The organism is Curtobacterium sp. NPDC090223 (assembly GCF_044746585.1).
Lineage (GTDB): Bacteria > Actinomycetota > Actinomycetes > Actinomycetales > Microbacteriaceae > Curtobacterium.
In genome coordinates this window covers 399,881-417,676 of sequence record NZ_JBIVCN010000004.1, presented here as the reverse complement: position 1 = coordinate 417,676, position 17,796 = coordinate 399,881, and the positions used below count along the sequence as shown (strand labels likewise).

At 71.6% G+C, this 17,796-nt stretch carries 21 protein-coding genes; 7 read left to right on the top strand and 14 right to left on the bottom strand.

Annotated features, from left to right (window positions below; genetic code table 11):
* Positions 1 to 65: 65 nt before the first annotated feature.
* Together ACIPJY_RS12080 and ACIPJY_RS12075 are read right to left on the bottom strand one after the other, a co-directional pair.
* Positions 66 to 899, bottom strand: a complete 834-nt coding sequence (locus ACIPJY_RS12080; protein WP_400464128.1) for an SDR family oxidoreductase — start codon at positions 897 to 899, stop codon at positions 66 to 68.
* A gap of 76 nt (positions 900 to 975) precedes the next feature.
* The gene (locus ACIPJY_RS12075) at positions 976 to 1,611 is read right to left on the bottom strand and encodes a nucleoside/nucleotide kinase family protein (RefSeq protein WP_400464131.1); all 636 of its coding nucleotides are present in this window, start codon (positions 1,609 to 1,611) and stop codon (positions 976 to 978) included.
* Between the two features lie 33 nt (positions 1,612 to 1,644).
* Here ACIPJY_RS12075 and ACIPJY_RS12070 point away from each other — a divergent pair, with 33 nt between their 5' ends.
* From ACIPJY_RS12070 to ACIPJY_RS12060, 3 genes are all read left to right on the top strand, one after another.
* The gene (locus ACIPJY_RS12070) at positions 1,645 to 2,016 is read left to right on the top strand and encodes a VOC family protein (RefSeq protein WP_400464134.1); all 372 of its coding nucleotides are present in this window, start codon (positions 1,645 to 1,647) and stop codon (positions 2,014 to 2,016) included.
* A gap of 99 nt (positions 2,017 to 2,115) precedes the next feature.
* On the top strand, positions 2,116 to 2,301 hold the full coding sequence (locus ACIPJY_RS12065) for a hypothetical protein (RefSeq protein WP_400468182.1): 186 nt from the start codon (positions 2,116 to 2,118) through the stop codon (positions 2,299 to 2,301).
* On the top strand, positions 2,298 to 2,984 hold the full coding sequence (locus ACIPJY_RS12060) for a hypothetical protein (RefSeq protein ID WP_400464140.1): 687 nt from the start codon (positions 2,298 to 2,300) through the stop codon (positions 2,982 to 2,984). Before ACIPJY_RS12065 ends, ACIPJY_RS12060 begins: the two co-directional genes overlap by 4 nt.
* 5 nt (positions 2,985 to 2,989) lie before the next feature.
* Here the strand turns inward: ACIPJY_RS12060 and ACIPJY_RS12055 are convergent, their stop codons facing one another.
* Positions 2,990 to 3,430, bottom strand: coding sequence for an NUDIX hydrolase (locus ACIPJY_RS12055; protein WP_400464143.1), 441 nt, complete (start codon positions 3,428 to 3,430; stop codon positions 2,990 to 2,992).
* Positions 3,431 to 3,561: 131 nt separating this feature from the next.
* On the opposite strand from ACIPJY_RS12055, the gene ACIPJY_RS12050 reads away from it, so the two are divergent.
* The gene (locus ACIPJY_RS12050; protein WP_400464146.1) at positions 3,562 to 4,182 is read left to right on the top strand and encodes a GNAT family N-acetyltransferase; all 621 of its coding nucleotides are present in this window, start codon (positions 3,562 to 3,564) and stop codon (positions 4,180 to 4,182) included.
* 54 nt (positions 4,183 to 4,236) lie between these two features.
* Here the strand turns inward: ACIPJY_RS12050 and ACIPJY_RS12045 are convergent, their stop codons facing one another.
* From ACIPJY_RS12045 to ACIPJY_RS12025, 5 genes are all read right to left on the bottom strand, one after another.
* Positions 4,237 to 4,818, bottom strand: coding sequence for a TetR/AcrR family transcriptional regulator (locus ACIPJY_RS12045; protein WP_400464149.1), 582 nt, complete (start codon positions 4,816 to 4,818; stop codon positions 4,237 to 4,239).
* A gap of 122 nt (positions 4,819 to 4,940) precedes the next feature.
* Entirely contained in the window at positions 4,941 to 6,257 is a 1,317-nt protein-coding gene (locus ACIPJY_RS12040) for a carboxylesterase family protein (protein WP_400464152.1), read from the bottom strand.
* Positions 6,258 to 6,379: 122 nt separating this feature from the next.
* A complete protein-coding gene (locus tag ACIPJY_RS12035; RefSeq protein ID WP_400464155.1) occupies positions 6,380 to 6,919 on the bottom strand; it encodes a cysteine hydrolase family protein in 540 nt (179 codons plus the stop codon).
* A 24-nt stretch (positions 6,920 to 6,943) separates the two neighbouring features.
* Positions 6,944 to 8,170 carry an MFS transporter gene (locus ACIPJY_RS12030; protein ID WP_400464158.1) on the bottom strand — a complete coding sequence of 409 codons (1,227 nt, stop codon included), beginning with the start codon at positions 8,168 to 8,170 and terminating at the stop codon, positions 6,944 to 6,946.
* 14 nt (positions 8,171 to 8,184) lie between these two features.
* Positions 8,185 to 9,486 carry an MFS transporter gene (locus ACIPJY_RS12025; RefSeq protein WP_400464161.1) on the bottom strand — a complete coding sequence of 434 codons (1,302 nt, stop codon included), beginning with the start codon at positions 9,484 to 9,486 and terminating at the stop codon, positions 8,185 to 8,187.
* A gap of 218 nt (positions 9,487 to 9,704) precedes the next feature.
* On the opposite strand from ACIPJY_RS12025, the gene ACIPJY_RS12020 reads away from it, so the two are divergent.
* The gene (locus ACIPJY_RS12020) at positions 9,705 to 10,505 is read left to right on the top strand and encodes a sugar phosphate isomerase/epimerase family protein (protein ID WP_400464164.1); all 801 of its coding nucleotides are present in this window, start codon (positions 9,705 to 9,707) and stop codon (positions 10,503 to 10,505) included.
* On the top strand, positions 10,481 to 11,605 hold the full coding sequence (locus ACIPJY_RS12015; RefSeq protein WP_400464167.1) for a Gfo/Idh/MocA family protein: 1,125 nt from the start codon (positions 10,481 to 10,483) through the stop codon (positions 11,603 to 11,605). Before ACIPJY_RS12020 ends, ACIPJY_RS12015 begins: the two co-directional genes overlap by 25 nt.
* Positions 11,606 to 11,686: 81 nt before the next feature.
* Here the strand turns inward: ACIPJY_RS12015 and ACIPJY_RS12010 are convergent, their stop codons facing one another.
* From ACIPJY_RS12010 to ACIPJY_RS12000, 3 genes are read right to left on the bottom strand one after another with little or no spacing between them, the layout of a single operon-like run.
* The gene (locus ACIPJY_RS12010) at positions 11,687 to 12,292 is read right to left on the bottom strand and encodes a TetR/AcrR family transcriptional regulator (protein ID WP_400464169.1); all 606 of its coding nucleotides are present in this window, start codon (positions 12,290 to 12,292) and stop codon (positions 11,687 to 11,689) included.
* A 25-nt stretch (positions 12,293 to 12,317) separates the two neighbouring features.
* The gene (locus ACIPJY_RS12005; RefSeq protein WP_400464172.1) at positions 12,318 to 12,857 is read right to left on the bottom strand and encodes a MarR family winged helix-turn-helix transcriptional regulator; all 540 of its coding nucleotides are present in this window, start codon (positions 12,855 to 12,857) and stop codon (positions 12,318 to 12,320) included.
* A gap of 20 nt (positions 12,858 to 12,877) precedes the next feature.
* Positions 12,878 to 13,060 (bottom strand): hypothetical protein, encoded by a 183-nt coding sequence (locus tag ACIPJY_RS12000; RefSeq protein WP_400464174.1) that lies wholly within the window; start codon positions 13,058 to 13,060, stop codon positions 12,878 to 12,880.
* Between the two features lie 174 nt (positions 13,061 to 13,234).
* Here ACIPJY_RS12000 and ACIPJY_RS11995 point away from each other — a divergent pair, with 174 nt between their 5' ends.
* Positions 13,235 to 13,915: an SDR family NAD(P)-dependent oxidoreductase gene (locus ACIPJY_RS11995; RefSeq protein WP_400464177.1), complete on the top strand. Its 681-nt coding sequence runs from the start codon at positions 13,235 to 13,237 to the stop codon at positions 13,913 to 13,915.
* Here ACIPJY_RS11995 and ACIPJY_RS11990 read toward each other — a convergent pair.
* Genes ACIPJY_RS11990 through ACIPJY_RS11980 form a run of 3 tightly spaced genes read right to left on the bottom strand, consistent with a single transcriptional unit; the run spans position 13,912 to position 17,746 of the window.
* On the bottom strand, positions 13,912 to 14,661 hold the full coding sequence (locus ACIPJY_RS11990; protein WP_400464180.1) for a triose-phosphate isomerase family protein: 750 nt from the start codon (positions 14,659 to 14,661) through the stop codon (positions 13,912 to 13,914). The two genes, ACIPJY_RS11995 and ACIPJY_RS11990, sit on opposite strands and share 4 nt — an antisense overlap.
* Positions 14,658 to 16,361, bottom strand: a complete 1,704-nt coding sequence (locus ACIPJY_RS11985; RefSeq protein ID WP_400464183.1) for a dihydroxyacetone kinase family protein — start codon at positions 16,359 to 16,361, stop codon at positions 14,658 to 14,660. The genes ACIPJY_RS11990 and ACIPJY_RS11985 overlap by 4 nt, the downstream gene beginning before the upstream one ends.
* Positions 16,358 to 17,746 carry an MFS transporter gene (locus ACIPJY_RS11980; RefSeq protein ID WP_400464186.1) on the bottom strand — a complete coding sequence of 463 codons (1,389 nt, stop codon included), beginning with the start codon at positions 17,744 to 17,746 and terminating at the stop codon, positions 16,358 to 16,360. The genes ACIPJY_RS11985 and ACIPJY_RS11980 overlap by 4 nt, the downstream gene beginning before the upstream one ends.
* Positions 17,747 to 17,796 lie beyond the last annotated feature (50 nt).

Here is a 17,796-nt window from a genome sequence, read left to right as displayed (position 1 = left end):
CCCGTACGCGCGATTCCACTTCCCAGCGCGGGCGCGATGGGAAGCACCGTGCACGGTGACGCGCCTCAGCCCGCGCGGAGCACGTCCTGCAGGGTCATCGGCGCCCGGCCGGTGACCCGTTCGACGTCGCCCGACACCGTCGCCAGGGCCCCTTCGGCAATGGCCGTGTAGGTGCTCACCCACGCGTCGGCCTGCCACGGCGCCGGCTCCCACCGCGCCCGCGAGGCGTATGCCTCCTCCACCGTCTCCGGGTGGTACGTCACGGTCGTCCCGCGTTCGGCGCTCACGATCGCGGCCGCCTGCTCGAGCGTGATCGCCACGGGGCCGGTCAGGTCGTACGTCCGGTCGAGGTGCGCCGCGGGGTCCGCGAGCACCGTCGCCGCCACCCGGGCGACGTCCGCGCGCGCGACCGCCGCCATCGCGCCGTCCCCCGCCGGCCCACGGATCACGCCGTCCTCGCCGACGAGGTCCTCCACGAAGTCCAGGTAGAAGTTGTCCCGGAGGAACGTGTGCGTCATCCCCGTCGCCCGGATCGCCTGCTCGGTGGCCCAGTGGTCGCGCCCGAGCGTGAAGGTCGCGTCCGCAGCGGCACCCGCGAAGGAGGTGTACACGACGTGCCGGACCCCGGCCGTCGCGGCAGCGCCGACGAAGGTCCGGTGCTGCTGGAGCCGGTCCTCGGCCTCGGCCGCGGAGACCATGAGCAGCGTGTCCACACCGTCGAGCGCCGCGCGAGCAGCGTCCGCGTCGGCGAAGGTCGCCGTCCGGACCTCGGTACCGGGCAGGTCCGGGGCGCGCGAGGCGTCCCGGACGATCATCCGGAACGGCACCCCGTCCGCGGCGAGGGAGCGGGCGACGGCGCCGCCGATGTTGCCGGTCGCACCGGTGATGGCGATGGTCATGGTGGTCCTCTCGGTGGTGCGCGGTCCGGGTCGCGACCCGCAGGTGGTGCGTGGTCGGGTCACGGCCCGCGGGTGGTCAGGTCCGGACGGTCCAGGAGGCTCGGGTCGCCGTGGGCGCGACACGTGCGGCGTTCACACCGTCGACCTCGAGCGCCCAGCTGCGGGCCGCCTCGTGGTCGCGTCCGTGCCGCATGTGCCGCCCGACCAGACGGTCGACGCGGACCCGGTCGTCCACGGCGCAGAACCACGTCTCGGTGAACAGCGTCAGCAGGCTGCTCCACGGTGCGGTGTCGTCGAGCAGGTAGTTGCCCTCGGACACGACCAGCCGGGTGTCCCGCGGGACGGCGATGCTGCCCGCCACGGGTTCGTCGACACGGCGGTCGAAGTCCGGTGCCCAGACGACCGACTCCTGCGCCGCGGCGAGCCGTCGGACGAGTGCCACGTAGCCGTCGGCGTCGAAGGTGTCGATCGCACCCTTGCGATCGTGCCGGCCGAGCGCGTCGAGTGCGGCGTTCGCCAGGTGGAAGCCGTCCATCGGGACCTGCACGGCGGTGCCGACGCCGAGACGCTCGTCCACGGCGGCGACGATCCGTCGCGCCAGGGTCGACTTGCCCGCGCCCGGGGCCCCCGCGATGCCGAGTACCGCGCGGCGCGACGACGCCAGCTCGACCGCTCGTTCGACGGCTTGCTCGACCGTTCCCTCCGCGCGCACGCCCCCATCCTCCCAGAGGTGTTCACTGTCGGCATGAGCATCGATGCGACGAAGGCGTTCAGCGGGTTCTCCGTTCGTGACCCGGCCGAGGCGAAGGCGTTCTACACGGACGTCCTCGGGCTCGAGGTGACCGAGGACCACGGCATGCTCGCGATCCAGCTCGGCGGCGGCCGGTGGGTCCTGGCGTACCCGAAGGGCCCCGGCCACGAGCCGGCGTCGTTCACCGTCCTGAACTTCCCCGTGCCCGACGTCGACGCCGCGGTGGACGAGCTCGCCGCGAAGGGCGTCGAGTTCCTGCACTACGAGGGCATGACCGACGAGAAGGGCGTCAACCGCAAGGGCGGCCCGCTCATCGCGTGGTTCACGGACCCCTCCGGCAACGTCTTCAGCGTGATCGCGGAGTGACCCGTCCATCGCTCGACATGTCGTATACGGGGAGGTTGCGCTCTGGAATGCGACCGATCTAGCTTCTCGCCACAGACGAAGAAGGAGCAGACGATGCGCATGACGAAGACCGACCCGACGAGAGCAGTCGCGCTCCGCGAGCGCCGAGCACTCATCCTGCAGTACTGGGGTCTCGACGACAGGGGGTTCGCACCCGTGATGGAGTTGCGGGAACTCCAGGGTGACGAGTGGCAGGCCGAGGCCGAACTCGACGCGATCGACTTCGAGCTCGACGACGCACGGTGAGAACCGTCACGGCCGCGACGGCCTTCGGGTTCGTGCGCGATCTCCAGCAGCTGATCGACGGCGTGCTCCCGGACCATGGGGTGCACTTCTTCGAACGACGTTCGGGCAGCACGGTCCTCGTCCGTACCAGGCGTGACGACGGGGAGCACTCGACGATCCCGCTGCGGGTAGACGGAGCCGCGGTCGCCGATCTCGACGTGCGGTTCACACTCTCCATCGAACCGGCCACCGCGCGGTTCCGGACAGACACGTCACAGTTCCGGTTGCTGATGCGTCCGGACCGCGAGCCCTTGGCGCGACTCGAGTACGTGCGCTCAGGATCCGGCGCACCTGTCGCGCACTGGCACGTCCATGCCGAGCGCGGCGCCTTCACCACGATGCTCGCAACGGCGTCCGCCGCCGGCCAACGGCAGCGAGACCCGTCACGCCTGTCGACACTGCACTTCCCGGTCGGCGGCACCCGGTTCCGGCCGTCCATCGAAGACTTCTTGGCGTTCCTCGCGGAGGAGTGCGGCGTGGACACGGTGCCCGGATGGCGCTCGGTCATCGCCAGCGGGCGGGCTCGGTGGGCCTCGACGCAGGCGGCACTCGTCGCGCGGGAGCATCCGCGGGATGTCGCCGCACAACTGCGCGGCCTCGGATGGGTCGTCGAGGCACCCGAGCGTGACCGCGTCTGCGCCTGACGGCCTCAGGGGGCGATGGCGCCCGCCCACCCGAGGGCGATCGGGACGATCAGACCGTGCCGGTGGTGCGGGAGGTCGGCGATCGTGATCCAGTCCGCCCGCTCCGTCGAGCCGTCCGCCTCGTCCCGCAGCTCGCCGCCCGTGATCGTCACGCGGAACACGACCTGCAGCGCCTTCATCGGCCGACCGTTCTCGTGCATCCGTCGCTCCGCGGGGACGAGGTGGTGGCGGACGCCGAGCAGCCCGTCGACGGCGACCTCGAGCCCGGTCTCCTCCATGAACTCGCGGACGACGGCCTGCTCGACGCTCTCGTCGTACTCGACGCCGCCGCCGGGCAGCGCCCACGTCCCCGCCTCCGGGAACCGCTGCATCGCGAGCAGGACCCGTCCCTCGTGCGTGACCACGCCGTACGCAGCGACCCTGGTGTCGTACTCCGTGTACTCCATGACCCGACCATCCCAGCAAGGCGACCCGTCGCTCGCATGCCGCGCCGGGCCTCCAGGCCGTCCTGACGGAACCCGACGCGCTATCGTGAGCGCCATCCGAGCGCGGACGGCGCGGGAAGGGGCGACGCGCGATGGCGACGACGGTCAGGACCCAGGACGGAGCGGTCACGTTCCGCCCCGCGAACGAGGTCTCGTGGGAGCACCTCGATCTCGTGTTCGGCGAGCGCGGCGACCCCGCGACGTGCCACTGCCAGTGGCTGAAGACGTTCGACCGTGAGTTCACCGACATGCCGAACGACGAGCGCACCCGGCGCTTCCGGGCCGAGGTCGGCTGCGACGACCCCGATGCCCGCGACACGACCGGCATCGTCGCCTACCGCGACGGCGAACCCGTCGGGTGGGCCGCTGTCGAGCCACGACCCGCGTTCGTCCGACTGCGGCGGACCCGGGTGGCGTGGGCCGGACGCGACGAGGACCGCACCGACGAGCGCGTGTGGGCGATCGCGTGTTTCGTCGTCCGGAAGGGGTTCCGTCGGCAGGGCATCAGCCGCGCGCTGGTCCTCGGCGCCGTCGAGCACGCGAAACGCAACGGCGCCAGCGCGGTCGAGGGCTACCCGATGCAGTTCGCGCCCGGGAAGGAGGACGTCTGGGGTGAGCTCTTCGTGGGCCCGAGGTCGGCGTTCGTGGCCGCGGGCTTCCGGGAGCTGACGCACCCCACGGCGCGGCGGTACGTGATGCGGCTCGACTTCTGACCGGCCCCGGTCACGCCGACGCCGGCGCCCGTCAGACGACGACGCCGGCCCCGGTCAGACGCCGGCGCCCCAGCCGACCCGCATCCGTGCGACCGCGCGGTCGAAGCCCGGCAGCAGGTCGACGTCGTCGCGGAGCATCGCCTGGAGCTGCAGTCCCTCGAAGAGGGCGAAGAGCTGCTCGGCGCCGTGCCGAGGGGACGTGCCCCGCGGTTCGCGTCCGGCGACGACGTCCCGTGCGAGTGCGAGGGTGAGGTCTTCGAACGATCGCGTGTACTGCCCGCGGAACCAGCCGGCCGCGGCGTGCGAGGGGTTCGAGGCGGCGCTCATCACGGCGATGCGGAGTCGGACGAGTGCCGGGTCCTCGATCCCGGACTCCAGGCGGGCGCGGACGTACGCGACCGCGCCGTGCTCTTCGGCGAGCGCCCACAGGGTCCGGCGCACGCCGTTGTTCCAGCGGTCGACGACGGCCACGACGAAGAGCTCCCAGAGGGGGAAGACGCGGCGGAGCTCGCTCTCGGAGATGCCGGCGAGCCGCGCGACATCGGTGGGGCCGACGTCGTGGAAGTCGGCCTCGCGGTACGCGGCGATGCCGGCGGCGACGATGCGGGCGCGGAGGTCGTGGTCGGACGCGGGCATGACGTCGATTGTCCGGTGCGGCCGGGGTGCGGCGCGACCGCCCGTTCTGGGGACTCGCAGCCGCCCGGAGCCGGGACGGGCCCGGGCGGCGCCGGGACGGGCCCGGGCGGCGCCCCGCAGGGTCAGCGCTCGAACACCAGCGTCTCGTCGTCCGCCGCGGTCACCCGGCCGGTCCGGGCGAACTCCGCCCAGATCGCGCGCACGCGCGGCCCGCGCCGCTCCACCTCGGCCCAGTCCCGCTCCGGGACGAACCGGCTGCCGGCCCAGGCCTCCTTGCCTCCGAGGATCAGCGGCAGGTCGCTCATGTGCACCGCACCCGTCGGCCGGACGGTGGCACCGCGGAGCAGCCGGTAGACGGTCGCGTTCCCGCCGGCGTCGCGGTGCCGAGCGGCGAACGCGCGGGCGTCCCGCCCGTAGATCACCGCGGTCAGCGGGCGGACGAGCCACCACCGCACGAGTGCGCGCGGCACCCGGTGCCGAACGATGCGCTTCAGGACGGGGATCACCGGCACGTACATGCCGGCCTCGTCCGATGCCGAGCCGATGAGCACGTCGATCCGCGGAGCGACCCGGCGCCACGCGTCGGCGAGGTCACGTTCGGCGGGCAGCGGGGCGTGACCGTACTGCGTGCCGAACGGCATCCCGCCGCGGAGGCCGTACGGAGCAGCGACCTTGGTACCGAGCGCCTGCCGGTCGAGCAGGTCCTCGAGCGGGGTGTCCTCCGTGACCACGCCGACCGCGTCGACCATCGCGCGGTTCATGCGCGCGCGGTTCCGGGAGAGTCCGAGCGGCGCACTCTGCACGATCGCCCGACGGAACAGCCCCTCGGCGCCGTCGCTGATCATCAGGTGCGCGACGGCGTCGCCCCCGGCGGACTGGCCGAAGAGCGTCACGAGGTCCGGGTCGCCGCCGAACGCCGCGATGTTCTCCCGCACCCAGCGCAGTGACGCGACGAGGTCGAGCAGCCCGAGGTTCGCCGGGGTGCGCTCCCCGTCACCGAGGAAACCGAGCACCCCGAGCCGGTACGTGACCGTGACGACGATCACGCGCTGTTCGCGGACCAGGTTGTACGGGTCGTTGATCGGCACGTCGCCCCCGCCGATGACGTAGGAGCCGCCGTGGATCCACACCATGACGGGCAGCCGTTCGTCCGCGCCGATGTCCGCCGGGATGGTGATCGAGAGCGCTTGGCAGCGCTCGTCGACCTCGGCCTCGATGACGTGCAGGAGCTGGTCGACGACGGTCGCAGCGGGCTGCGGTGCGACCGGGGCCGGGAAGTCGGCGTGGAACACGTCGTCGAAGACGGGCATCGGCTGCGGCGGGCGGAAGCGGTCCGCCTGCGCGTACGGGACGCCGAGCACGCGGACGACGTCACCGTCGAGCGATCCGCGGATGCGTCCGGCGGGGCTGTCGAAGGTCCTGGTTCCGTCGTCGCTCACCCGGCCACGCTAGCCCTGGAGGCTCGGTGCGGGCCCGGTGCGCCGGCTCGCGTCCGGCGCCGGCTCGCGTCCGGCGCCGGCTCGCGTCCCGCGGCCGCTCGCGCCCCGCCCGGTGCGCCGTGTCAGGCGACGGCGCTGCTGCTGGCGACGGTCGCGAAACTGCCGTCCAGCGCCGCCATGAACGCGGCGTGCACGCTCGCCCCGGGGACCACCGTGTCCCCGTACCGCAGGTCCGGTGCAGCACACGCGTCGGACACCACCGTGCACGTGTACCCGAGCTCGTGCGCGGCCCGGGTCGTCGAGTCGATGCACATGCTGCTCATCATCCCGACGATGACGAGCTCCGAGACGCCGGCGTCGTCGAGGACGGTCTGGAGGCCCGTGTCGATGAAGCTGTTCGGACGGTGCTTCTCGAGCACGGTCTCTCCGGGCGCGGGTTCGACCAGCTCGTGGAAGTCGACACCGGTCGTCCCCGGCCGGAAGAACGTCGCGTCCGGGTCCGTGCTGACGTGGAAGACGTGCACGACGAGCTCACCGGATGCACGGAACGCGTCGAGGACCGCGCGTGCGGCAGCGGCTGCGGCGAGCGGTTCGACCAGCGGGAACGCCCCGCCGGGGAAGTAGTCACGCTGGATGTCGACGAGGACGAGAGCACGGGTCATCCCATGAGTATCGCCGTTCCGGCGTCACTGCGATGTGGCTCGGTCCGTGGCCGCCGGGACCGGACGGAGGGAGCCGGACGCGGCGAACGCGGCGACGAAGAGGACCGCGACGAGCCAGAGCGCGCCGAGTGCGCCGACGTGCTCGGCGATCGCGCCGATGACCGGCGGCCCGGCGAAGTTCGCGAAGTACCCGATCGACGCGACGACGCTCACGCGGGCGGCCGGGTTCGGTCCGCTCTGCGCCGCCGCGGACATCCCGAGCGGGAAGCCCATCGAGACGCCGACCGCCCACAGCACGACGCCGATGAGGGTGATCCACCACGAGCCGCCGACGATGAACAGGATCGCCCCGACGATGCCGAGCGCCGTGGTCCAGCGCACGGTGCGGACCCGGCCGAGCCGGTCCACCACGGGCCCGGCGAAGACGCGGGTCGCCGCCTCGGAAACCGCGAACACCGTGAAGAACAGGGCCCCGATCGTCGCCGACTGCCCGTGCCCGTCGGTCGTGGCGAGCGCGAGCCAGTTGTTCGCGGACCCCTCGCCGAGCTCGACGCCGAGCATCACGACGCCGATCATGAGCAGGCGGACGTCCGCCCAGCCCCTGGCCCAGGCGCGGATGCGCTGCCCCGGTGTCAGCGTGTCGTCGTGGTCCTCGGCGCGGGTGCCGTCCGGCACCGCGCGCATGGCGACCACGCCGACCACCAGCAGGACCGCGGCCTCCACGACCAACTGGGTGGAGACCGTGATGCCGAGTGCCGAACACAGTGCGGCGATCCCGGCTCCGAGCGCCGCGCCTCCCGACCATGCAGCGTGCATCAACGGGAGGAGCGTGCGCCCCGCGAGCGCCTCGATGGCCGTGCCCTCGACGTTCGCCATCACGTCGAGCGAGCCGATCCCGGCGCCGGCGACGACGAACGCGACCGCGGCCAGCGGCACGGAGTGCAGCGCGGCCGCCAGGCCGAGCACGGCGATGGCCAGTGGGACGAGCACGACGACGGCGGTCAGGGCGCTCCGACCGCCGAACCGCCGGAGCAGCGGCGCCGCGGACAGCAGCCCGCCGATCGAGCCGATCGTCACGCCGCCGAGCATCAGGCCGATGGTGCCGGTGTCGACGCCGAGCTCGGCACGGATCTCCGGCAGGCGTGGGCCCCAGGCGGCGAGGCTGATGCCACCGAGGCCGAACGCGACGATGATCGCGTTCCGCCAGCGGGCGAGGTGGCGTTGGTCGACGTCGACCGGCGCGTGCGTCATGACGCCAGAACGTATCAGCGCACGCGCTTGATCGGGATCACCACGAGCGCACCGATGATGGCGACGATCCCGGCGGCCCAGCACATCAACTCGTAGTTGTCCGGCGAGCCGCTGGTCCCGAACTTCAGGAAGAACAGCGACGCGGCCGGGGCGAGCGACTGCGGGAGCGCGTTGGCGATGTTGATCACGCCGAGGTCCTTGCCCGGGCGGTCCGCGTTCGGCAGGACGTCGACCACCAGGGCGGTGTCGATGGCCGAGTAGATGCCGTACGCGAAGCCCATGATGACCTCGGCGACGTAGAACCCGTGCACGGTGTCGGCGTGTGCCAGGGCGACGAGCCCGATCGCGAACAGGGCGGTGGACCCGCCGACGAAGACCTTGCGACGCCCGAGCCGGTCGGACAGCCAGCCGGACAGCGCCGCACTGACGAGCAGGGCGATCGTGTAGAGCAGCACACCGAACGCGACGGCCGCGGTGGCCTGCTTGTCGCTCGTGATGCCGATGTGCTCCTTCATGTAGAGCAGGCGGTACGTCGTGAACATGAACGTCGCGAAGATGATGAGGAAGCGCGACCACCAGGCGAACGCGAAGTCCGGGTTCTTGATCGGGTTCGTCCAGAACGAGGAGACCAGGTTGAGGAAGGTGAACTTCTTGAGCTTGTAGGTCGGCAGGTCGTCTCGAGCCACGACGGCGTAGACCACCACGAGGATGATCGCCAGGATGCCGGGCGCGATGAACAGCACCGGCAGGTTCGCGACGAAGAACACCGACAGGTAGGTGCCGGCGAGGACCGCGATGTTCTGCGCGAGCGCGATGATGCTCGACGACTTCCCGCGCTGGAACTGCGGCACGTTGTCCGCGAAGCTCGCGGTCAGGGTGGCGAGGACCGTGTTCGCCGAGAGCTGGGCGAGCAGCCAGCCGAGGGTGAGCTGCGTGGTGTCGGGTGCGTACGCGATCCACGCCAGGGCGATCGCGAAGACGACGACACCCGTGAGCATCCACGGGCGACGACGACCCCAGCGGGTGCGGGTCCGGTCGGACAGCGCGCCGGCGAGCGGGTTCATGATGAGCGCACCGAACGCACCGATCGGCAGGACCGATCCGATGACGTTGGCGGCGTCCGAACCGACGAGCGCCTCGGCCTTGAGCTGCATGCTGACGTAGACCGGGGCCATGAGCGCCACGAACAGGCCGAACTGTCCGAGGAACAGCGCGATCTGGTAGCCGAGCCCGACCCGCATGGTGCTGACCGGCTGGGTGATGCCCTCTTCGGGGTGCAGCAGGACCGGGGTCTCCGCGGGTTCGGGTGTGCTCATGACGCCTCCTTGAGTCGATGAAAACCTTGTATGGCAAGGTTTTGACAGAGGCGAGCATACATCGAGACGTCATGACATGGCGATGCCCGACGAAACACGGCGCAGCAAAAACTACACAGCGGATGGTTTTCCGTGTAGCGTCGTGATCGGTCTCGCCGCGGAGCATCGCGTCCCGGCGGGTCGGCACCACCCCAGCCAGGATCGAAGGAGCCTCTGCAATGCCCACCACCTCTGTGCAGCTGTACTCGCTGCGCGACGCCATCGCCGAAGACCTCGACGCCGCCATCGCCCGCGTCCGCGAGATCGGCTACGAGAACGTCGAGCCCTACGCGTTCGTCGAGCGCGCCACCGACCTCGAGCGCGCCTTCGCCGCGACCGGCCTGCAGGCACCGTCGGGCCACGTCGCCGTCATCGACGCCGAGGACACGGCTCCGATCTGGGACGCCGCCGAGCGCCTCGGCATCCACACCGTCATCGACCCGTTCATCCCGACGGACCGCTGGCAGACCGCCGACGACGTCGCGAAGATCGCCGAGCGCGTCAACGTGCTCACCGCCGAGGCGACCGCCCGTGGCCTGCAGTTCGGCTACCACAACCACCAGTGGGAGTTCACGAACAAGGTCGACGGTCGCACCGTCTACGACCTGTTCGTCTCGCAGATCAGCCCGGAGACCGTCCTGGAGCTCGACACGTTCTGGGCCACCGTCGGCGGCGCTGACGCCCCCGCCGTGCTGCAGTCGCTCGGTGACCGCGTCGTCGCCATCCACGTGAAGGACGGCAAGGTCGACGGCGACATCCGCACCGCGCTGCCCTCCTCGGAGAGCGCCCTCATCGTCCCCGAGGCGCTGCAGCGTGCGTTCGAGAACCAGACGCCCGCCGGCCAGGGCGACGTCGACGTGCCGGCGATCCTCGCCGCCGCGCCGAACGCCATCCGCGTCGTCGAGTTCGACGCGTACAAGGGCGACGTCTTCGAGGGCATCACCGAGTCGCTCGCATGGCTGAAGGACAACGACAAGTGAGTCGTGTCGGGATCGGCATCATCGGTGCCGGCAACATCTCCACGCAGTACCTGGAGAACCTGACGAAGTTCGCCGACGTCGAGGTCCGCTTCGTCGCCGACGTCCTGCTCGACCGGGCCGCCGCGCAGGCGTCCGCCTACGGGGTCGCGGCGTCCGGCACGGTCGAGGAACTCCTCGCCCGTGACGACGTGCAGATCGTCATCAACCTGACGATCCCGGCCGCACACGCCGAGGTCGACCAGCAGATCATCGACGCCGGCAAGCACGTGTGGAGCGAGAAGCCGATCGCCACCGACCACGACTCCGCCGCTGCGGTGCTCGAGTCGGCGAAGGCGAAGGGCCTCCGCGTCGCCACGGCGCCGGACACCGTGCTCGGCGCCGGCATCCAGACGGCGCTCCGGGCCATCGCCCGCGGTGACATCGGCGAGCCGCTCACCGCGACGACGATGTTCCACGTGCCCGGCCCCGAGGCGTGGCACCCGAACCCGGACTTCCTGTTCGCGACCGGTGCCGGTCCGCTGTTCGACATGGGCCCGTACTACGTGACCACGCTCGTGCACGCCCTCGGTGCCGCCACCCGCGTGCAGGCGGTCTCGTCGAAGTCGCTCGACCGGCGGACCATCGCGTCCGGCGACCGCGCGGGCGAGACGTTCCCGGTCGAGGTCCCCACGCACCACGCGGCGCTCATCGAGTTCGCCGGCGGGCAGTCCGCCCAGTCGACGTTCTCGTTCCAGCACGCGCTCCCGCGCATGGGCTTCGTCGAGATCAACGGCACGCTCGGCACGATCTCGCTCCCGGACCCGAACACGTTCGAGGGCGATTCCACCCTCTGGCGCTACGGCCAGGACGAGCCGGAGACGATCAGCGCCGTCGGTTCCACCTGGGGCCGTGGCACCGGTGTCGTCGAGCTCGCTCGTGCGATCGCGGAGGACCGCCCCGAGCGCGCCTCCGGTGCGACCGCGCTGCACGTCCTCGACGTGCTGCTCGGCATCCGCGACGCCGCGGCGAACGGGTCGGCCGTCGACATCACGTCGACCGTCGCCGACATCCCGCCGCTCCCCGAGGACTTCGACCCCGCGGCCGCGGTCCTCACCGCCTGACGGCGCAGCACCACCGGAACGGCCGGCTCCTCTCCCGGAGCCGGCCGTTCCGGCGTTCCCGGGGACGACGGGGTGCTCGGGTCAGTCCGCCGGCGGGACGATGTGCTCGAGCAGGCTCAGGACCCGTTCGCCGTCCACCGCGTCCGGGTCGAGCAACCACTGGACCTGCAGCCCGTCCGACGCCGCGATGCTGAGGGACGCCAGGTCCGTCGGGTCCAGGTCGGCCCGGATGCGCCCGAGTTCCTGGTCGCGCCGGATGAGGTCGGCGAGTTCGCTCCGCAGCCGGGCGAACCGCTCCCGCATGAACTCCCGGGTGGACGGGTGGCCCTCGCTCACGGCGTCCGCCGAGAGCGTCGTGTAGAGCTGCACGAGGCCCGGGATCTCCCGGTTCCGACCGGCGCTCTCCCGCATGTCCCCGATCGCGGACTCCAGCCGGTCAGGGGCGCCCTGCTCGCGGACCTCGTGCTCGCGGTAGACGGCGAGCAGGAGTTCGTCCCGCGACGGGAAGTAGTGCCGGAGTGCGGCGTGCGTGATGCCGAGCGCCTCGGCGACGGAGCGGAGCGAGGATGCGTCGACGCCCTGTTCCGCGACCATGCGGATCATCTCGTCGAGGATCTGCACCCGCCGCTCGGCGCCCTTGCGGTACCCGCGCCGGGGCGCGGTGTCGGCGTCCTCGGCGGCGGTCATGCAGACAACTTACCGCTGGAAGGTTTCAGGCGCTGGTGTCGTCCACCGTGTACTCGTCAGCGGGCTCCGGGACCGCCCGGGTGAGCGCGTCGACGATCTCGCCGAGTGCGCTCGCGACGACCTCGTTGTCGGCGTCCGGCAGGCGGTCGAGCACCTCGACGACGATCTCGTGGAAGCGCGCGTACGAGGCGTCGATCTTCGCCGCGGCCTGCTCCGTGGGCTCGAGCACCTGGGCCCGGCGGTCGGTGGGGTGGGCCGTCCGGACCAGGTCGCCCTTCTCGACCAGACCGTCCACGATCTTCGTGACCGACGCGTTCGACACCGTGAGCATCACGGCGAGGTCCTTCGGCCCCATCGCGCGACCGTCGCGGTGCGCCTGCAGCATGTAGCGGACGGCGAGGAACTCGTTCTTCGACAGGCCGCTCTCGGTCCGGGCCTGCTCGATCTGCCGGTCCTCGGCGTGCTGCAGCTTGAGCAGCGCGTCGACGGCGCCCTTCGCAGCGGTGGAGCGGGGCTCGTGAGCGTAGAGGTGGACGTGCTCGCGGCGGACGACGGTCAACGGCATGTGGTCATGAACTCCGGTTGTCAGGCCTGCGGCACGGTGAAGAAGTCCGCGTAGGACGGCTCGGTCTGCTGGGACAGGAGCGACGGGTCCTCGACGCGTGCGTTGACGTACGCCGCGATGACAGCCGGCGCGGTCAGGCCCACGCGGGGGTGGGAGCCGAAGAGGCGGGGGTTCCGCTGAGCCCCGTGGTACGTGCTGCGCATGTCGTCTTCCACTTTCCTGATCGCCTACGTGTCCGGGTTGGACGAGGGAAGTCTTTCAGAAGATGAACCATTCACGCAATGAACGATTCAGCGGATGTACGTTTCGCGCAGTGAACTGTACAGAGCGGTGTACGAACGGGTGCTCGGCGAGCGCGCGGGGATAGCGTCGGGGGCATGGATCTCCAGCTCACGGACCGTGTCGCGCTCGTCGTCGGAGGGAGGGGCTACATCGGCAGCGCCGTCGCCGACCGGCTCCGGGCCGAAGGGGCGACCGTCGTCGTGGCATCGCGCAGCGCCGGCGGTGACGGCGTCGCGATCGACACCGCCGACCAGGCCTCGGTCGACGCCGGTGTCGCCGCGGTCCTCGAGCAGCACGGGCGCATCGACGTCCTCGTCGTGACGGCCGCCCCGAGCGCCGGCACGCTCGACCCCGCGAAGAAGTCCGACCCGGAGCAGATCGCGTCCGCGATCGACGGCAAGGCCCTCGGGTTCCTCCGGGTCGCGAACGCCGTGCTCCCCGGCCAGCGGGACGAGGGCTTCGGTCGGGTCGTCGTGGTGAGCGGGCAGAACGCCTACTTCTCCGGCAACATCACCGCATCCCTCCGCAACACGGCCGTGAGCGTCATCGCGAAGAACCTCGCCGACGAGTTCGCTGGCACCGGTGTCACCGTGAACGTGGTCAACCCCGGGACGGTCACCGACGAGCCGGCGACGGAGGTCCAGCGCGGTTCCGGTGGCGAGTCCAGCCCGGAGCAGATCGCCGACCTCGTCGCGTTCCTGTCCTCGCCGCTGTCCGCGGTGTCGGGCGAGTCGATCTCGATCGCGCACCGGGTGCTCGGCTCCGTCACGATCTAGCGCGTGAGGGCGAGCGCCTCGTCGAGGATCGTCCGGACCGCGGCGGGGTCGTGCGCGAACCGCCCGAGGAAGAGCCCGCCGATGCGGCCCCGCCCACGGGTGAGCAGCCCCGGTCCGGCGCTGCCGCCGTAGACCACGACGGAGCCGGCGAGCTCCGGCCGCCGCTCGAGGTGCTCCGTGATGCCGGCGAGGACGCCGACGATGTGGTCGTCCGGCGCGGGCTCGGCAGCGCCGATGGCCCAGACCGGCTCGTAGGCAACGACGACGGGACCGGCGGCATCCGGCGAGACGGCCCGGTCGAGCTGTCCGGTCACGTCCTCGATCGCGGCCGGACGGGAGGCCCGGGTCGCCTCCCCGACGCAGACGAGCGGCCGCAGGTGGTTGCGGAACGCCGCACGGACCTTCCGCGCGACCGTCGCGTCGTCCTCGTGGAACAGGGACCGGCGCTCGGCGTGCCCGATCTCGACGAGGTCGACCCCGATCTCGGCCAGCTCGGCGCCGGAGACCTCGCCGGTGAACGGCCCCGCGTCCTCCTCCGCCAGGTCCTGGGCAGCGAGCAGCACGCCCGATCCCGCCAGCGCTGCCCGCACCGGGACGAGCGACGGGAAGGTCGGGGCCACGAAGAGCTCGACCGCGCCGCTGGTCACCGCCGGGTGGTCGCGCGCGATGTCGGCGACGGCCTCGGCCCACGCGATCGTCTGCGCGTGGCCGAGGTACGTCTTCAACGAGACGCCGATCGTGATCACGGCGCGACCGCGTCGACGATGAGCGCGAACGACACCGCCCCCGGGTCGGGCGTGCCGACCGCGTGCTCGGCGTGCGTGCGGGCCCTGCCCATCCTCGGGAGCAGGCCGGCCGTGGCGTCGGCCGCCTCGCGAGCGGCGTCGGCCGCGGCACGCCAGGCCTCCGCGACCGGGGAGCCGCCGTCGATCCGGTCGCCGAGCACGTCGTCGAACGGGACGATGGCGTCGACCATGGTCTTGTCGCCCACGACCGCGCCGAAGGCGAGGACCGCCTCGACGGCGGCGTGCACCGCGCCCTGGACGGTGGCCGGTGCCGGGCGCTCCTGGTCCCCGATGACGCGACCCATGGCCTCCAGGCCGGCACCCCAGATCGCACCGGACGTGCCGCCCGCCTTGTCGGACCAGGCATCCGCGGCGATCGCGAGGGTGGTGCCGGCTCCGGCGCCGCGCGCGACGGCGTCCGCGGCCGCGGCGTCGGCGGCGGCCGATCCGCGCTGCATGCCGATGCCGTGGTCGCCGTCGCCGGCGACGGCGTCGATGTGCCCGAGCTCGTCGGCGTGCTCGTCGAGGACCTGCCGGACCGTGCCGAGGGCGGTGGCGATCCTGGCGGCGAACGCACGGGAGTCCTCCGATGCCGGGCCGACGGGTGCCGCGACGTCCGCGGTGAGGACGTCCTCGGGGAGGCGCTCCTGCGGGACGGCGCCGCCCTTCCGGTACGCGGGGGTGTCCGCCGGTGCTGCCCACAGTTCCTCGAGTTCGGCGTCGAGCCAGAACAGGGTGAGCGAGACCCCGGCCATGTCGAAGCTCGTGACGAGTTCGCCGACCTCGGGCTCCACGATGACGACACCGGCGTCCTCGAGCAGCCGCTGCACCGTCGCGTAGACGACGAAGAGCTCCTCGTACTTCACCGACCCGAGCCCGTTCAGGATCGGGACGACCCGCGCGCCCCGGACCTCGACGCCGTCCGGCAGCTCCCCGAGGAGCTTCTCGACCAGGATCGACGCGAGCCCGGACGCGGTGGGCACCTCGGTCTCGTCGATGCCCCGCTCGCCGTGGATGCCCATGCCGATGGCCATCCGCCTCTCTGGCACGGTGAACAGCGGCTCGTCGGCGCCGGGGAGGGAGCAGCCAGAGAACGCGACGCCGAAGCTGCGCGTGCGGTCGTTGGCGCGGTTCGCGATCGCGGTGACCTGGTCCAGGGAGTCCCCGCGCTCGGCGGCCGCACCGGCGACCTTGAACACGCAGAGGTCACCCGCGATGCCGCGGCGCCGCTCGATCTCGGACGCGGGCGCGGACGTCACGTCGTCGGTCACCCGGACGGTGCGGACGTCGATGCCCTCGTCGTTCAGGGCGCGGGTGGCGGCGTCGAAGTTGAGGACGTCGCCGGCGTAGTTGCCGTAGGACAGCAGCACCCCGCCGCCGTGCTCGCTCGCGCGGGCGACGGCGGCCACCTGCTGTGCGCTCGGGCTGGCGAACAGGTTGCCCATCGCGGCACCGGCCGCGAGGCCGTGTCCGACCAGGCCGCCGAAGGCCGGGTAGTGGCCGGAGCCACCGCCGATCACCACGGCCACCGTGCCGTCCGGGCTGGCGGTCGCGCGGGCGACACCGCCGTGCACGCGTCGGACCCAGGCCTGGTTCGCGGCGACGAAGCCGTCCGCCGCCTCGTCGGCGAAGTCCGCCGGGTCGTTGAACAGTCGGGTCATCGTCCTGCCTCCGCATCGGTCGTGCGCACGTGGCTCGTGTCGAGGAGGTCGTCGGCGCGGGACCCCCGGAAGTACTTGGTGCAGAAGATCATCACGGCGGCGACGAACGCCAGCACCCCGAGGGAGACGATCCCGAAGGCGCCGCTGTCGGTCGGGACCACCTCGTTGATCGCGGTGCGCATGATCGGGGCGACGAACCCGCCGAGGTTGCCGAGCGAGTTGATCAGCCCGATCCCGGCGGCGGCCGCTGCCCCCGTCAGGAACGCGGTCGGGTAGGCCCACGTGATCGGTCCGACGGCAAGGAAGCTCGCGACCGCCAGGGTGATGAACACGATGCCGAGGACCGGCTGGCCGTTCGCACCGGCCCACGCCGACCCGAGGATCGACAGCCCGGTGGTGATGTAGAACATCGTTCCCCAGCGACGCCGACGACCGACGGTGTCCGCACGCGACCCGACGAGGTAGCAGGCGACGAGTCCGACCAGCCACGGGATCGCCGAGACCAGGCCGACCTGCCAGCCCACCGCTTGCCCGAGGAGGGACGAGACCTGCTGCGGCAGGTAGAACGTGGTGCCGTAGACCGCGACCTGCAGGCAGAAGTAGATGATCGTGAAGTACCAGACGCGGCCGCTCGCCATCGCCCGCCAGATGCCCTTCGGGCCGTCCTCACTGCGTGCGGAGTCCTCCCGGGCCATCGCCGCGGTCAGGGACTGCTTCTCCCCCGGTTCCAGCCACTTCGCTTGCTGGGGGCTGTTCGTCAGGAACACCAGCGCCGCGATGCCGGCGAGCACGGCGAGGATGCCCTCGCCCGCGAACATCACCTGCCAACCGTGGAAGGGCGTCGCCTTGTCGCCGAAGCTCAGGAGACCGCCGGACAGCGGTGCGCCGATCATCTGCGAGAACGGCTGCGCCAGGTAGAAGATCGCGAACATCCGGACGCGGACCTTGTTCGGGAACCACTCCGACAGGTACATGATCACGCCGGGGAACAGGCCCGCTTCGGTCACGCCGAGGACGAACCGCAGCACGATGAACATGGTGTCGTTCGTCGTGAACGCGAACAGCGCGGCGACGATGCCCCACGTGATCGCGATGCGGGCGAGCCAGAACCGGGCGCCGAACCGCTTGAGGAGCAGGTTCGAGGGGATCTCGAAGATCGCGTAGCCGATGAAGAAGATGCCGGCGCCGAGCGCGAAGGCCGCGTCGGAGATGCCGCGGTCGACGCTGAGCGCCTCTTCCGCGAAGCCGACGTTGGTGCGGTCGAGGAAGGCGACGAAGTACAGGATGACGAGCATCGGCATGAGGTGCTTCGTCGCCTTGGCGATGGCGGACTGCAGGCCGGGGTCGTTGGTCGACCCGAGCGCGGGGGCGTTGGGGAGGGACACGGTTCGCTCCTTTGCGAGCACGGTGCTGTTCGGTGGGGGTGACGGTCGGC